General features: G+C 43.3%; 13 protein-coding genes. All 13 read left to right on the top strand.

All coding sequences use genetic code 11. From position 1 onward, the window contains the following. The first annotated feature begins 57 nt into the window (after nucleotides 1–57). A complete protein-coding gene (gene gloA2, locus TY16_RS13060; RefSeq protein WP_043932349.1) occupies nucleotides 58–444 on the top strand; it encodes an SMU1112c/YaeR family gloxylase I-like metalloprotein in 387 nt (128 codons plus the stop codon). Nucleotides 445–525: 81 nt separating this feature from the next. Further along, nucleotides 526–1,434 (top strand): ArsR/SmtB family transcription factor, encoded by a 909-nt coding sequence (locus TY16_RS13055; RefSeq protein WP_043932348.1) that lies wholly within the window; start codon nucleotides 526–528, stop codon nucleotides 1,432–1,434. 114 nt (nucleotides 1,435–1,548) lie between these two features. After that, nucleotides 1,549–2,826, top strand: a complete 1,278-nt coding sequence (locus tag TY16_RS13050) for an ABC transporter substrate-binding protein (RefSeq protein ID WP_043932347.1) — start codon at nucleotides 1,549–1,551, stop codon at nucleotides 2,824–2,826. A gap of 65 nt (nucleotides 2,827–2,891) precedes the next feature. Continuing rightward, nucleotides 2,892–3,767 carry a carbohydrate ABC transporter permease gene (locus TY16_RS13045; RefSeq protein WP_043932346.1) on the top strand — a complete coding sequence of 292 codons (876 nt, stop codon included), beginning with the start codon at nucleotides 2,892–2,894 and terminating at the stop codon, nucleotides 3,765–3,767. A gap of 29 nt (nucleotides 3,768–3,796) precedes the next feature. Beyond that, nucleotides 3,797–4,627 carry a carbohydrate ABC transporter permease gene (locus tag TY16_RS13040; RefSeq protein ID WP_043932345.1) on the top strand — a complete coding sequence of 277 codons (831 nt, stop codon included), beginning with the start codon at nucleotides 3,797–3,799 and terminating at the stop codon, nucleotides 4,625–4,627. 103 nt (nucleotides 4,628–4,730) lie between these two features. After that, nucleotides 4,731–7,463 carry a glycoside hydrolase family 2 protein gene (locus tag TY16_RS13035; RefSeq protein WP_052342715.1) on the top strand — a complete coding sequence of 911 codons (2,733 nt, stop codon included), beginning with the start codon at nucleotides 4,731–4,733 and terminating at the stop codon, nucleotides 7,461–7,463. After that, nucleotides 7,463–8,410, top strand: coding sequence for a sugar kinase (locus TY16_RS13030; protein ID WP_043932344.1), 948 nt, complete (start codon nucleotides 7,463–7,465; stop codon nucleotides 8,408–8,410). The genes TY16_RS13035 and TY16_RS13030 overlap by 1 nt, the downstream gene beginning before the upstream one ends. A 13-nt stretch (nucleotides 8,411–8,423) precedes the next feature. Then, nucleotides 8,424–9,068 carry a bifunctional 4-hydroxy-2-oxoglutarate aldolase/2-dehydro-3-deoxy-phosphogluconate aldolase gene (locus TY16_RS13025; protein ID WP_043932343.1) on the top strand — a complete coding sequence of 215 codons (645 nt, stop codon included), beginning with the start codon at nucleotides 8,424–8,426 and terminating at the stop codon, nucleotides 9,066–9,068. A gap of 1 nt (nucleotide 9,069) precedes the next feature. Then, nucleotides 9,070–10,218, top strand: coding sequence for a galactonate dehydratase (gene dgoD, locus TY16_RS13020; RefSeq protein WP_043932342.1), 1,149 nt, complete (start codon nucleotides 9,070–9,072; stop codon nucleotides 10,216–10,218). A gap of 250 nt (nucleotides 10,219–10,468) precedes the next feature. Beyond that, nucleotides 10,469–11,455 (top strand): LacI family DNA-binding transcriptional regulator, encoded by a 987-nt coding sequence (locus tag TY16_RS13015; protein WP_043932341.1) that lies wholly within the window; start codon nucleotides 10,469–10,471, stop codon nucleotides 11,453–11,455. Nucleotides 11,456–11,505: 50 nt separating this feature from the next. Beyond that, nucleotides 11,506–12,678 (top strand): galactokinase, encoded by a 1,173-nt coding sequence (locus tag TY16_RS13010; protein WP_043932340.1) that lies wholly within the window; start codon nucleotides 11,506–11,508, stop codon nucleotides 12,676–12,678. Between the two features lie 15 nt (nucleotides 12,679–12,693). Next, nucleotides 12,694–13,683 carry a UDP-glucose 4-epimerase GalE gene (galE, locus tag TY16_RS13005; protein ID WP_043932339.1) on the top strand — a complete coding sequence of 330 codons (990 nt, stop codon included), beginning with the start codon at nucleotides 12,694–12,696 and terminating at the stop codon, nucleotides 13,681–13,683. Between the two features lie 13 nt (nucleotides 13,684–13,696). Next, entirely contained in the window at nucleotides 13,697–15,187 is a 1,491-nt protein-coding gene (galT, locus tag TY16_RS13000; RefSeq protein ID WP_043932338.1) for a UDP-glucose--hexose-1-phosphate uridylyltransferase, read from the top strand. Nucleotides 15,188–15,698 lie beyond the last annotated feature (511 nt).

The raw sequence follows: 15,698 nt of genomic DNA, 5'->3' as shown, positions 1-15,698 counted from the left end.
CCTTCGTTACCACATCCAAAAAGCAATTCAACAACAAACGAAAGAAGGTTTTTCACCATGCAAATAAGTAAACTACACCATGTGGCAGTCATTTGCTCAGATTACAGCAAGTCAAAAGATTTTTACACCCGAATATTGGGCTTGAAACCAATTAACGAAGTGTACCGGGAGGAAAGAAATTCATATAAGCTTGACCTGGAGGTTGGCGGCGCCTATCAAATCGAACTGTTTTCTTTTCCAAGCCCGCCGAAGCGGCCTAGTTATCCGGAAGCTGCCGGTCTGCGCCATCTGGCGTTTGAAGTAGAAAGTGTTGAACAAGCTGCTGAAGAAATAAAAGAAAATGGAGTAGAGGTCGAAGAAATCCGGATCGATCCAGTTATGAATAAAAAATATACATTCCTAAAAGACCCCGATGGCCTTCCGATTGAGTTATATGAAGGGTAATGGGAGGATTCACTTGACTTTATGCCAATAAGTATTCAATAATTTTATTACAAAATATTTCGTAATAAAGGATTGAAACTAATGAGAACGTTGGATTTAACGTTGGAGGAAGCAATTGAGATTTGTAAAGCGCTGGGAAATGAGCATAGAATGCAAATCATCAGGATATTGACTGATGGGCCTCAGAATGTAAATGAACTGTCGGAGAAACTTGGTGTACCTTTTTCCACCGCTGCAGCTAACGTAAAAAAGCTTGAAGATTCAAGGTTAATCTCCACTGAAATTGTCCCTGGCAGGGGAAACCAGAAGGTAAATACTAACAGATATGATCGCATTGTCATTAACCTTACTGATAAAAAAAGGACTGGTGATAATACGTTTAGAATTGACATGCCGATTGGGGAATTCGTCAATTGCGAAGTCGAACCGACATGCGGTCTGTTGAGTGAAACAGGGATTATTAACATGCAAGATGATCCCCGTGCCTTTTACGAGCAGGAAAGAAAGCAAGCACAGCTCCTATGGTTTAGGAGCGGATTTGTTGAATACCATTTTCCTAACAGGGTACCCTACGGTAAATCCATGGAAGAATTGAATTTATCGGCTGAAATTTGCTCGGAAGCCCCATATTATAAGGATGATTGGCCGTCGGATGTAACCCTGTGGGTGAATGGGATTGAAATAGGCACCTGGACTTCACCCAGTGATTTTGGGGGAGAACGTGGCTTTTTGACGCCTGCCTGGTGGGGAACGAATAATACACAATTTGGGCTTTTGAAGAATTGGAAAGTAAACGAAGAGGGTAGCTTTATAGATGGACTAAAAATCTCTGAGGTTAAACTTGTAGATTTAAAGATAGACGTCAGGCCCTTTATTTCTATAAAAATTGGTATAAAAGGTGATGCGCATAATAAGGGCGGAATGAATTTATTTGGTGAAAAATTTGGAAATTATGAGCAGGGTATCGTACTGACTGGTAAATACCGATAAATAAAGAAAAGCATGGAGAAAAAATCCATGCTTTTTTGTTACGAAAATACTTGATATATTACAATTAAACGTGTAATAATAATCCTGTAAGAATAACTATATAGGGGGATTGTAATGAAAAAGGTAAGCGCATTCATGATTACTCTAATTTTAATGTTCTCTTTGGCCGCTTGTTCCAGCAATGGATCAAACGGAGAAAAGGATTCTTCTGGCGGTAAGGAAGGTGTAACTGAATTAACTTTCTGGGCACCATTCAGCGGCGGCGACGGTGATTTCATTAAAGCATTAGTTGATGACTTTAATAAAGAAAATAAAGATGTCAAAGTTACAGTCCTAAATTTAAAAGCTGAAGAATATTACACCAAGATGCGTACAGCAGTCGTTTCTAAACAGGCACCAGACGTGGCAATTGCTCATACGACAAAGCTTGCAGAATTAATTGATTCAAAGCAGATTGTAGATATCCAAGCGGCTGCCGAAAAGGCGGGGTTAAAATGGGATACTTACAGTCAAAACATTTTGGATTCTACTATCATTGATGGTAAACATTACGCTGTTCCGCTCGACACTCATGCTCTAATCATGTTTGCAAACACTGATCTTCTTGAAAAGGCAGGTCTGCTCGAGAACGGTGCGCCTAAACTAGGAACTGGTGAAGATGAATTCATTTCCTTCCTTAAAGAGGTTAAAGGTAAGTCTCCAAAAGGAACCTTCCCTCTATCAGCAACATCAAGCGGGGATTCGCCACTCAGAATCTGGTGGACTCTTTATTCCCAGCAGGGAGGCAAGCTGCTTAGCGAAGATGGCAAAGAAGCAGTATTTAATAATGAACAGGGCTTGAAAGCACTGGAATATGTTGGGGAACTGATGGAAGAAGACCTTTGGCCACGGAATATCCGCAATGGCGGGGAAGTATTCACTGCAAAAACAGCAGCCATTCATTTCAATGGTGTTTGGATGACAGGTGCGCTTGAACAAAATAAAGATTTGAAATTTACTGCTATTCCATTCCCTCAAATTTTCGGTGACCAAGCGACTTGGGGAGATTCCCATACATTCGTCCTTCCAAATAAAGACGGACAAACTGAAGCAAAGAAAGAAGCCAGTTTGAAATTTGCTGACTGGGTTGCCGAGCATTCAGCTTCATGGGCGAAAGCTGGACATGTTCCTGCCAAGACATCTGTTGTAGAATCACAAGAATTCAAAGATCTTCCTTATAGGAGCAATTATGCGGAAATAGCTGACTATGTAAGCTATATGCCGAATTCTCCTAAGATTACGGCAATCAATGATGTGATTAAGAAACATTTGAATAACTTTATGACAGGCCAGGTAGATGCTAAAGCAACTTTGAAAAATGCTGAAGAGGAAGTTAACGCTTTGCTTAAATAGAAATCCGGAATGGTGCCCAATGAAGTTTCTAGTGAGGGCACCATTTCTTTTAGGAGGTACTCTTAATGAAGTTAAAAGGCGGTAAAGGAGAAACGCTAACCGCGTACCTATTCCTCGCACCTTTCTTGATTATTTATGGTTTGTTCATGTTGTATCCAATCATTAAGGGTTTCATCATCAGTTTGAATGATTGGGTCCTTGGCCTTGAGCCGACATTTGTCGGCTTGGAAAATTACAAAACGATGTTTGCAGATAAGTTGTTTTGGGAGGCGCTTTGGAACACAGTTCTGTTCGTATTTATCTCAACCCCAGCACTAATCATTATTGGTCTGCTACTTGCGCTGGTGGTCAATTCAAAGCTAAAGGGCACTGTTTTTCTTCGGTCTGCCTTTTTCCTTCCCTATATACTATCAATTTCAGTTATCGCTAGTATTTGGGTGTTCATCCTCCAGCCATATACCGGATTAATCACTACCATACTCCACAATTTCGGTTATGAAGGAGAAATCTTTTGGCTTAACGATCAGAATCTCGCCTGGGTTTCAATATTAATCGCAACTATCTGGTGGACTGTGGGCTTCAATATGATTTTGTTTTTATCAGGGCTTCAGGAAATCCCTGACGAATACTATGAGGCTGCCAAAATGGATGGCGCTGGCTCGTTCAGACAGTTCATTTCGATTACACTGCCTTCCTTGAAGGGTGTTATCCTGCTGACGGTTGTTCTTCAAACCATTAACTCCTTCAAGCTTTTTGGTCAGCCATATTTAATGACAGGTGGCGGCCCGGGAACATCGACACGTCCGCTCGTCCAATATATTTATGAAAAAGCGTTCATCGAGCAGCAAATGGGAGTGGCATCTTCTATGTCTTACGTACTGTTTGGAATCACAATCGTGTTCGCGTTAATTCAGTTCAAGTTTTTCCAAAGTAAAGATTAATCCAATCCTGGCAAAAGGAGGAACCGAAAGTGCCTCGTAAAAAGAAAACAACGTTCGGCCGTAAGCTTTTATATATTTTCAGCTACTTGCTGGTCCTAATCTGGGTTATCCCGATTATCTGGATGCTTATTACCTCACTAAAACCGGGCGGAACCGCGGTTACTATCTTGTCGGAGCTTTTCAAGCCGCCGTTTACATTAAGCAATTATGAGTATGTTATGACAAACGCTTCCATATGGAGATGGACATGGAATAGCCTCTATATCGCGATTGTGACAACAGTATTGACGCTTGTTCTCACATCTTTGGCAGCATTTGCCCTTTCCAGGCTGCATTTTAAAGGGCGCAAAATTATTTTCTGGTTAATCATTGCAGGACTGATGGTGCCGGTTGAGGCAAAAATCGTACCTTTGTTTCAAATTATGGTCGATTTCGGCCTAATCAACTCGTATAGTTCGATAATTTTGCCTGGGCTAGCAGCTCCATTGGGTGTATTCATGCTTAAGCAGTTTTACGATGCTATTCCTAATGACCTTATTGAAGCGGCACGGATCGATGGTGCAAATTGGTTTAGGATTTACTGGAGTATATTCCTTCCGCTTTCTCGCTCCTCAATGGCAGCGCTTGGTATCTTTACATTTGTTACCTCTTGGAATAACTTCCTATGGCCTTTCCTGGCTGTTAACGAAGAGAAAATGTTCACACTGCCTGTCGCAATTCCGACATTCCAGAGTGCCTATACAGCTGAATTAATGATCCCGATGGCTGCAAACATGCTTGCAAGTTTTCCGGCTATCATTGTGTTTATTTTATTCCAGCGCCATATCATTAAAGGTATTACGATGACAGGGATTAAATAAGGCATACAGGCTAAAGCGGGGACTTTCAACGTTTTTAAGCTGGATGTAGATCTGGCTTTTCGGCTCAGCACTCATCATGCATTGTGCAGTTAGGAGATATCAAATGAGAACTAAACTAGATTTTAATGGAGAGTGGATGTTTAAAACAGACCCATCTAATTTGGGTATAAAAGAAGCGTGGTATATGGAAAATTTAGCAGATAGCTGGAGTGTCCAGGTTCCGCATATTTGGCAAAGGGATGGCGGGGACCTCGTCCAGTATAGCGGGGCAGCATGGTATCAATTTGACACAGGGGACATTGGAATATCCCCGGGAAAGAATTGGCATCTTTGCTTTATGGCAGTAGATTATCAATGTGATATTTGGTGGAATGGGGAGTATATCGGTTTCCATGAAGGGGGATTTACACCTTTTCAGTTTCAAATCCCAAATAAGCTGATTGAGGGCAGAAATCAAATCACAGTCCGTGTGTATGACTTTCCTGATAACGCTGAAATTCCGATTGGAAAACAGGGTAGCTGGTACACAAGGGTAAGCGGCATCTGGCAGTCTGTTTATCTAGAAGAAAGGCCAGAAACGTTTGTGGAAAATGTATTTGTCTCGCCTGATATCGATTCAAAACAAGTTGAAATTTCTGTGTCCCTAAAAGGCCATGCTGATTCAATCCAATACATAATTCGTCCGCATAGCTTAGGTGAAGACAGCTGGGTGGATGGCACAGCTTATTCGGGTAGATTTGTGCCAGAATGTCTGAAGACATTGGCAGACATGCCTGATATGATGCTTTGGTCCCCGTCGGAACCTTATTTGTATGAACTTGAAATCATCGCTGAGGCTAGTGGGCAAACTGACCGTTATCAGACTTACTTTGGGTGCCGAAGTGTTGAATATAAAAATGGGAAAGTCCATCTCAACCATGAACCAGTATATATTAGGGGAGCGCTTGATCAGGCTTTTTATCCAGATACTATCTATACTGCGCCGTCAGAGGAATATATAAAAAAGGAAATTAAACTGGCAAAGAAAATGGGCTTCAACTTGCTAAGGAAGCATATTAAAGTCGAACTCCCAGAATATCTTTATTGGGCCGACCGGATGGGGATGCTTATATGGGCGGAGCCGCCAAATTATGTGAAATGGACTGAAATGGCGCGCAACCGGTTTGTCAGTACTCTTAGACAAATGTTAGAACGGGATTATAACCATCCTTCAATTATTATTTGGTCTATCTACAATGAAGAGTGGGGTCTTGAGTGGGATTTAGAATTTGATCCAGAAAAACAGACCCATGTTGCTGAATTGTTTTCCCAAGTGAAGCAATGGGATTCAAGTAGATTAATCTGCGATAACAGTGGCTGGACCCATATTAATACAGATATAAATGATCACCATCGGTATTATGCTGTCCCTGATCAAATTGAAGGCTGGAGGGAAGACCTGGATCATTTTGTCCTAGGTCAAAAGGACAAGAACTTCGTATCAGGCTTTGGTGCCGGTGACCAGCCAATTATTATCTCAGAATTTGGAGTATGGGGCCTTCCTGATGTGGAGAAGCTAAAGAAATTTTATAATGGAAACGAACCTTGGTGGTTTATCAATCAAGGTGAAGCCACTCACCAGGATGATTATAAAAGGCCAACCACACTTTTTGAAAATTTTAGCCGTTATGGGATTTCAAAAGCGTTTGATACGACCTCGACATTGGCTGTCCATTCTCAAAAAAGGATGGTAAGGGCAGTGAAATCGTTAATTGAGGAAATGAGGAAACGGCCGGAATTAGCTGGATATGTTGTAACCGAATTTACAGATATTGAATGGGAAACAAATGGATGGCTTGACTTTATGAGAAATCCTAAAGAAGGTTTCGAGAAGCTTGTCGATTTTAATGGCGAAACGGTTGTTGTGGCAGGGTTGAACAAACATAATTACATGGCAGGAGAGAATGTTTCCTGGGGATTTTACGTCGCATCTGAAAATTTGAAGGGCAAGGCACAGATAAAGTGGAAGCTTGAAACGGAATCAGAAGTGCTAGTGCATGGAAATGTACTCGTTGACCTCGATGCTTTCGTTCATTTGCCGGAAGCTGTGAGGCTTGAAATACCTGCAGTAAATTGTCCAATATTTGCTTCTTTTTCCTTCGAACTGTGGATTGATGGAAGGAAGGTTGCCGTTAATAAAGAGGAGTTAACGCTAAGTCCTCAAACTAGTCCTGTTGTTCGTGTTTATACGCATTTCCCTGCACCAGGACTAAAGGAGTTCCTGAATTGTACAGAAGATAGGGCTGATGCCGAAGTAGTTGTTAGCTCTGTACTGGACAGGGAAACACTCGACTACGCAAGAGATGGGGGCAAAGTAATTTTTTTGGCTGAAGCTGGAGATGCAATACCAGAAAAAGGAGATTATACATTCCGGGAACTCGACCGCGGTGAAAGCTGGGCACGCTCCTCTTCCATGAATTACATCAATACAGATTGGTTGGACGGGCTTCCTATCCATCCAGAAATGGGCTGGGAATTTGAATTCCTTTTCCCTGACTACGTTATTCCGTTCAAGGACTACAAAAAGGTTGGACAAAAGCGGACGGTTAATTTGTTTGGGAATCCTGCTCTAGCAGAGCATGCAGAAGTAATCTCGGGTTACTTCCAGGGGTGGCTTGGGCAAAATGGTGGTTCGGTCATTTTGCAGGATCATGGAGATGGCCTAATTCTTACGGTTACCTGGAAGCTTGCCGGCCAGTTGAAGAACAATCCTCTTGCCTTGCATATATTGAATCATTTCATTGAAAAACTGGCAAAGCAAAACCTTCCTGTTAAAAATAGTCTGGAGGCGAACTGATGGACGTCATTAGCTTGGGCGAATCAATGGTCCTTTTTACACCTGAAACAAATGGGTTAATGAGATATGCCAAAAGCTTTTCTTCCAAAATAGCAGGTGCTGAGACGAATACACTAACTGGGTTGGCAAGGCTCGGCCACCGAACTGGCTGGATTAGCCGGCTTGGACAGGATGAATTCGGAGAAAAGATTTTGTCTGCTGTCAGGGGGGAAGGCATCGACACCACTGAGGTAGTCAGGGACAAGGAAGCGCCAACAGGAATTTACTTTAAAGAACTGGTCAATGAATCGGCAACCAGGATTCACTACTACCGGAGGGGCTCAGCCGCCAGCAGGCTAACCCCGGATGATATTAGCGAAGATTATATTAAAAGAGCCCGCTATCTTTATATTACGGGCATTACTCCAGCGTTAAGCGAGTCCTGTGAGAAAACTGTTTTTTATAGTATTAGCCTTGCAAAACAGCATGGCGTAAAAGTGGTGTTCGACCCGAATTTAAGAAAAAAGCTTTGGAGTGAAGAAAAAGCCCGGAAAACGTTGCTCGATATTGCTCTGCAGGCCGACATTGTCCTGCCGGGCATCAGCGAGGGAGAGTTCCTGTTTGGAACAAGCAACCATGAAGAAATTGCCTCCTGCTTCCATGATCGTGGCGCTGAACTTGTAGTGGTCAAGCTGGGTGCAAAAGGGGCCTACTATTCTGCTGGCATTGAGAGTGGGGTTGTACCAGGCTCCAAGATTGACAGATTGATAGATCCGGTCGGAGCGGGTGATGGATTTGCAGCGGGATTTCTTTCTGCTCTCCTTGATGGAGCCGGTCTGGAAGATTCAGTACGAAGAGCAAATGCGATTGGAGCAATTGTGACAACTGTCAATGGCGATATTGAAGGATTGCCGGACAGGGAATTGCTTTTTGGCTTCCTCGATTCCGCGGAAGATGTTGCCCGATAAAGGAGGGGTTGATTTGGATTTACGTACGTCTTTGCATGAAACAAAAATAATTGCGATTATCCGCGGTTCGAAGCCCGAGGATGTCCTTCCCATTGCCTATGCATTATGGGAAGGGGGTATTACTGTTCTGGAGATTACGATGAATTCTCCACAGGCGCTTTTTGCCATTGAGCAGGTGTCGAGAGAAATGAAAGGGAAATCAATTGTTGGGGCGGGTACAGTCCTGGATCCCGAAACAGCGAGAGCAGCACTTCTGGCAGGAGCAGAGTTTATTTTATCCCCAACCGTTGATAAAGCCACGATTCAAATGACAAAACGGTATGGTGCAGTGAGTATTCCAGGGGCCTTTACTCCGACGGAAATACTGAAGGCTTACGAATTTGGAGGGGATATCATTAAGGTGTTCCCGGCAACAACTCTAGGGCCAGGCTATGTGAAGGATATGCACGGGCCGCTGCCGCAAATCCCACTGTTGCCAACAGGCGGAATCGGTTTGGACAATATAGCAGATTTTATAGCGGCTGGTGTGGTTGGAGTTGGTTTGGGTGGATCACTTGTCAATTTTAAGCACGAAGTAACTAGAGACTATTTAAGCAGTCTTACTGAAAAAGCGCGCAACTTTATAGCAAAAGTAAAGCAAGCAGATAGGGGAGAATAGTATGAAAATTACTGGATATGAGCTATTCCAGGTGCCTCCTCGCTGGCTGTTCCTAAAAATAGAAACAGACGAGGGAATTTCAGGCTGGGGTGAGCCAGTCATAGAAGGGCGGGCTGATACTGTTAAAGCCGCTGTTAAGGAATTAATGGAGTACTTAATTGGAAAGGATCCTTCAAGAATTGAGGATCACTGGAACCTTATGTACCGTTCGGGATTTTACCGCGGCGGTCCAATCCTTATGAGTGCAATTGCCGGTATCGACCAGGCTCTCTGGGATATAAAAGGGAAATTCTATAACGCCCCGATTTATGAATTAATGGGAGGGGCAGCTCGGGAATCGATGCGGGTATACTCATGGATAGGCGGAGACCGCCCGACCGATGTGGGGCTGTCGGCTAAAGCTGTTGTAGAGGCAGGTTTTACAGCTGTCAAGATGAACGGTACAGAAGAACTTCAGTATGTTGATTCCTACGAAAAGATTGATCAGGCGGTTGCCAGAATTGCCGCTGTTAGGGAAGCAGTCGGGCCTAACATTGGCATTGGTATCGATTTTCACGGTCGTGTCCATAAGCCAATGGCAAAAATCCTTGCAAAGGAACTTGAACCTTTCCGTCCAATGTTCATCGAGGAACCAGTTCTTCCTGAAAACAACGAAGCGCTGCGTGAAATTGCGCGCTGTACGTCCATCCCTATTGCCACAGGGGAGAGAATGTTCTCTAGATGGGACTACAAAAAGCTTTTAATGGATGGATATGTAGATATTATTCAGCCTGATTTGTCCCATGCTGGCGGGATTACTGAATGCAAAAAAATCCTGTCGATGGCTGAAGCATTTGATGTGGCGGCAGCCCCTCATTGTCCGCTAGGTCCGATTGCCTTGGCAGCCTGCTTGCAGGTTGATGCCACTTCACACAATGCCTTTATCCAGGAGCAAAGCCTTGGTATACATTATAATGTCGGAAGTGACTTACTTGATTATATTCTCGACCGCAACGTGTTTGAATATAAGGATGGTTATGTAAAAATACCGAAGGGGCCAGGTCTTGGCATTGATCTTGATGAGGAACATGTCAGGAAGCTATCCGAGGCTGGCCATAACTGGCGCAACCCTGTATGGAGACATAAAGATGGAAGTATAGCAGAATGGTAATTGAGTGTGGAACAAATCTATATGCATGATTCCGGGCCAAGGACTTACCTTGGCCTTTTTGCGGGTTCGACAATTGGTGAATTAGGTATTACAAGGCAATGTTGTAAATAAAATTAGCTTTGGAGAAACTCCAAAACGGCTTAGTAAAATTTAACTAAAATTATTAGTAAAATTATTTGAGTTTTTTACTTAAAGGTTTATAATGAACATATAAAGAAAAATGTAAGGGCCTTCAGAAGGGAGGGCATATATGGCAACGATAAAGGACATTGCAGAAAAAGCGGGGGTTTCAATCGCAACGGTTTCCCGTGTCTTGAATTATGATGCAACATTGTCTGTTTCAGATGATACGAGAAAGCGAATTATGGAAGTGGCTGAGGAGCTTTCGTATAAAAAGAAGGCAGCCAAAAAGACGCCTGCCTCGAAAATAGCTGTCATCCACTGGTATACGGAAAAAGAAGAGCTGGAGGACCTTTATTACATGTCAATTCGTTATGGGATTGAGCTAAGAAGCCAGCAGCTAGGCATGCAATTCGTAAATTATTATTACAACGAGTTCCTTGATGGAAAACCTGATAATCTGCAGGGGATTATTGCAATTGGGAAGTTCAGTCCTGCTCAGGTTGCGGAGCTATCGGCTATTTCAGAGAATATTGTGTTTGCAGACTATACTCCCGAGGGTGAATATGATTCGGTTGTAACCGATTTTGAGCAGGCCACGAAGAAGATTCTCAATTATCTGCTTGAAAAAGGACATAATCAAATAGGCTTTATCGGGGGACGGGAGATGTTCAAGGACCTATCGGCTGAACTGGAGGACAAAAGGGAAACGACCTTTAAATCGTATATGGCATCCAGGGGTCACTTAAATGAAAAGCATATCTTTATCGGCTCCTTCAGTGTCTCTAGCGGATACGATCTCATGAGGAAAGCGATAAAGGAACTTGGGGACGAGCTGCCGACAGCCATTTTCGCAGCGAACGATTTGATTGCGATCGGCTGCCTGAGGGCGCTGCATGAAGCCAGCATCCCTGTCCCGGGCCGGGTGAATGTAATCGGTATTAACGATATTAGTGTATCGAAATATATTTTCCCATCCTTGACAACATTGAAAGTTGATACCGAGCTTATGGGTGAAACGGCACTTGATACATTGCTCGAGCGGATTGCCGGCCGGAAAGTCCCCAAAAAAATCATTCTCGGAACCGAACTGATTAAGCGTGATAGCAGCTTTTAATCTCCGTTTCATCACAAAAATGTTCAACTAAACCATAAGGAGACTGGCTTATGAATCTTCAACTTTTAACAGCTGAATTTGGAAATAAATTTGGATATGAATCGAATGAAGGAATTCGAAAATTTTTTTCGCCTGGGCGGATTAATCTGATTGGTGAACATACCGATTACAACGGGGGGCGTGTCTTTCCTGCTGCGATCACATATGGGACGTACGGAATTGTTAAAAAACGCGAAGACCGCCAAATCAGGCTTTATTCAATGAACTTTCCGGAAGCAGGCTTGATTGAGTTCAGTCTTGATGAGCTGGATTATGATGCTGCACATGGCTGGGGCAACTTCCCTAAAGGGATGATCCGCTATATTAAAGAAGCAGGACATGATATTTCTGCCGGGCTGGACATTTTAATTAATGGAAATATCCCGAACGGAGCCGGCCTCTCATCCTCTGCATCACTGGAAATGCTGATTGGTGTCATGGCGAATGAAGTATTCGGCCTTGGCATCGAAAGGATTGTCCTTGTGCAGCTTGGCAAAAAGGTAGAGAATCAATTCATCGGTGTCAACAGCGGCATCATGGATCAGTTCGCTGTTGGGATGGGCAAGGAAAACTGTGGCATCCTTTTGGATTGCGAAACTCTTGACTATGAATATGCGCCTCTTAATCTCGAAAACCACCAGATTATCATTATGAATACGAACAAACGCAGAGAGCTGGCTGATTCGAAGTATAACGAGCGCCGCAGCGAATGTGAAACAGCCCTTTCCTACTTGCAAAAAGAACTTGACGTTACGTCACTTGGAGCTTTAAGTGAACAGGAATTCGAAGCGCATAAGCACCTTATTCCGACTGGCATTTTACAAAAAAGAGCGAAGCATGCGGTGTATGAAAACCAGCGCACTGCCAAAGCACTTGAGGAGCTTAAGAAAGGTAACCTGGAAAGCTTTGGAAAGCTGGTGAATGACTCCCATGTTTCACTTAAGGAAGACTATGAGGTGACGGGAATCGAGCTCGATACACTGGCAGAAGCAGCCTGGGAACAGGAAGGTGTCCTTGGCGCAAGAATGACTGGTGCAGGATTTGGCGGCTGTGCGATTGCGCTTGTTGAAAAAGAACATGCTGATAGATTCATAGAAGAAGTCGGCAGGGCTTATAAGGATAAAATCGGCTATGAAGCGACCTTCTATGTTGCAAGCATAGGAGACGGAACGAAAGAAATCTAGAGCGGGGGTATAAAGATGAGCGTATTGGTGTTGGGCGGAGCCGGCTATATTGGTTCCCATGCCGTATATCAACTTATTGACCAAAATTATGATGTGGTAGTTATCGACAACCTGCAGACAGGACACGAAAAGGCTATTCACCCGAAGGCGAAGTTTTATAAAGGAGATATTCGTGATAAGGAATTCCTTCGCGGTGTGTTTGAACGGGAGCAAATTGACGGGGTCATCCACTTTGCCGCTAATTCTCTAGTTGGTGAATCAATGGAAAAGCCGCTCGAGTATTTTAACAACAATGTATACGGTACTCAGGTGCTCCTTGAAACGATGACCGAGTTTAGCATTAAGAATATCGTCTTTTCTTCAACTGCGGCTACCTACGGCGAGCAAAAGGTGATGCCGATTACGGAGGATATGGAGACAAATCCAACAAACGCCTATGGCGAAACAAAACTCACAATGGAGAAAATCATGAAGTGGTGTGAGATCGCCTATGGAATGAAATATGTATCGCTCCGCTATTTCAATGTCGCCGGCGCTCGCTCAACTGGTGAAATTGGCGAGGATCATCAACCTGAGACTCACTTGATCCCGCTTATCCTTCAGGTGCCGCTTGGCCAGAGGGAGTACATTTCCATTTTCGGTGATGATTATGATACTGAGGATGGCACATGCATTCGTGATTATATCCATGTTGAGGACTTGATTGACGCTCATATCCTAGCACTTTCCTATCTGCAAAATGGCGGCGAGAGCAACATCATCAACCTGGGCAGCGGCGAGGGCTTTTCTGTAAAAGAAATGATTGAGGCGGCACGAAAGGTTACCAACCATGAAATTCCCGCAAGAGTCGCACCAAGAAGAGCGGGCGACCCAAGCCGGCTGATTGCTTCTTCTGAAAAGGCAAAAGCGGTACTTGGCTGGAATCCGAAGAAAACATCGATTCAGAAAATCTTTGAAGATGCCTGGCAGTGGCACAGGAATAACCCGGAAGGCTACCAGGATTGAAGGAGGAATTGTTATGGATGTGTATCAGGCACTACAATCCTTACTCAGCCGGGCTTTAGGCGCAGAATTGATTACCGCTGAGGATGAGATTTATTCCCGCAACCAGATCCTCTCCCTGCTGGGGCTCGACAACTTCCCGGCAGGATTAAAAGCAGATGGAGAACTTGGTATCCCGGACTTGCTTGAGGTTTTAACAAATTATGCGGTTAAACAGGGAATCATTGAGGACCTGACAAGCAAGAGAGACATTTTTTCTGCAAAAATCATGAATGTTTTGATTCAAAGGCCTTCTGATTTGAATAGGACATTTTATGAAAAATATAAGAGGAACCCAAAAGAGGCCACAGATTATTTCTATAATTTGAGTCGGAACAGCAATTATATTCAAACAAAGCAAATTGCGAGAAACATAAGCTATCAATTTAAGTCGGGCTACGGAACGATGGATATTACCATTAATCTCTCAAAGCCGGAGAAGGATCCAAAGCAGATTGCCCTTGAAAAGCAAATGCAGCCTTCTTCTTCTAATTATCCGAAGTGCTTGTTGTGTATAGAAAATGAAGGTTATGCCGGAAGAATCAATCATCCGGCCCGGTCAAACCATCGGATCATCCCTGTTGAATTGACCGGAGAACCATGGTTTCTCCAATATTCACCTTACGTGTATTACAATGAGCATTGCATAGTCTTAAGTGCAGAGCATCGTGATATGAAAATCGATAGAAGTGCGTTTGCCCGCCTTCTCGAGTTTGTTGGCAAGTTCCCAAACTATTTCCTTGGATCAAATGCTGACCTGCCTATTGTCGGCGGCTCGATTTTGACTCATGACCATTACCAGGGAGGAAGCTATGAATTTGCGATGGCACGGGCAGAGGAAATATATTCATTCAAGCTGACAAATTACCCGGATATTGAAGCAGTTACACTCAATTGGCCATTGTCGGTTATTCGCCTTAAAGGTACTGACCAGGGAGAACTTGCTGATGCCGCCCAAGAAATCCTCGAATCCTGGATAGGCTACAGCGATCCAGAAGCAGGCATTCTTTCCCATACCGGCAATGAACGCCACAACACCATCACTCCGATTGCAAGGGTTCGTGACGGAAGGTTTGAGCTGGATCTTGTTCTTAGGAATAACCGTACAAGCGAAGAGCACCCACTGGGAATATTCCATCCCCATAAAGACGTCCAGCATATTAAAAAAGAGAACATCGGACTGATTGAAGTAATGGGGCTTGCCGTACTGCCGGCGAGGCTTGAAACGGAGCTTAAAGAAATTGAAAGCTATTTGTTAGGCTATGATGCCGACGTGAAAGAATATCATCAGGCATGGGCTAGGGAATTGAAAGAAAAGTACGCTCATGAACTGAACCATGAAAATGTCTCTGAGATTGTCAGAATGAATGTTGGCGCGAAGTTTGTCCGCGTTCTTGAGGATGCTGGAGTATACAAACAAACAGAAGCAGGAATCGTTGCATTTAGGCGGTTTACTGCAGCGTTATAACGGTAAGAAGAGCGGAAACAATTGATTTCCGCTCTTTTTAATTTTTTAAATTGTATAGAACTATGGATAAGTCAAAACGGAAGTTGTAATAAATCAGCTTCAGCTGCCATCTCAGAGATGTGCTGTAACACGAATGATTGCGGTTCTTATGTACTATATTTCTGACTATTTTGTGAAGGGTTTAAGAGGGTATTTTTCTTTTTGGGATAACCTGTTTATAGTGTGCATTTAGTGAAAAGTTGATAATTTAAGGTTTTAAAAAAGCAAAGGGGAAAACAATGGGGAAAAAGTTGTAACTAGTTCAATATTATACCAGTAACAAAAACAGGATTCAATCACGTGTGTAATAAAATGTAAAATCCGCTATTAGATGGAATATTCGGGAAATTCCTTGCAATAATAACAATTTACAATATCTAGAATTTATACGTATAATTAAGTCAATAAGCTGTGACATGATGCGACAGGATTTTCCTTAACTCTCATTCAAGTCCTCGTGGTGGATTACCCA

Origin of the sequence: Bacillus sp. EB01, from assembly GCF_000613125.1 — a bacterium.
In the GTDB taxonomy this organism is placed as follows: Bacteria; Bacillota; Bacilli; order Bacillales; family Cytobacillaceae; genus Bacillus_D.
Note: the sequence above shows the minus strand (reverse complement) of the source record. Positions and strands in the feature narration are given on the sequence as shown.

Coding starts and splice junctions, on each gene's coding strand:
- gloA2 (WP_043932349.1), top strand. CDS start 58: ATGCAAATAAGTAAACTACACCATGTGGCAGTCATTTGCTCAGATTAC.
- TY16_RS13055 (WP_043932348.1), top strand. CDS start 526: ATGAGAACGTTGGATTTAACGTTGGAGGAAGCAATTGAGATTTGTAAA.
- TY16_RS13050 (WP_043932347.1), top strand. CDS start 1,549: ATGAAAAAGGTAAGCGCATTCATGATTACTCTAATTTTAATGTTCTCT.
- TY16_RS13045 (WP_043932346.1), top strand. CDS start 2,892: ATGAAGTTAAAAGGCGGTAAAGGAGAAACGCTAACCGCGTACCTATTC.
- TY16_RS13035 (WP_052342715.1), top strand. CDS start 4,731: ATGAGAACTAAACTAGATTTTAATGGAGAGTGGATGTTTAAAACAGAC.
- TY16_RS13030 (WP_043932344.1), top strand. CDS start 7,463: ATGGACGTCATTAGCTTGGGCGAATCAATGGTCCTTTTTACACCTGAA.
- dgoD (WP_043932342.1), top strand. CDS start 9,070: ATGAAAATTACTGGATATGAGCTATTCCAGGTGCCTCCTCGCTGGCTG.
- TY16_RS13015 (WP_043932341.1), top strand. CDS start 10,469: ATGGCAACGATAAAGGACATTGCAGAAAAAGCGGGGGTTTCAATCGCA.
- TY16_RS13010 (WP_043932340.1), top strand. CDS start 11,506: ATGAATCTTCAACTTTTAACAGCTGAATTTGGAAATAAATTTGGATAT.
- galE (WP_043932339.1), top strand. CDS start 12,694: ATGAGCGTATTGGTGTTGGGCGGAGCCGGCTATATTGGTTCCCATGCC.
- galT (WP_043932338.1), top strand. CDS start 13,697: ATGGATGTGTATCAGGCACTACAATCCTTACTCAGCCGGGCTTTAGGC.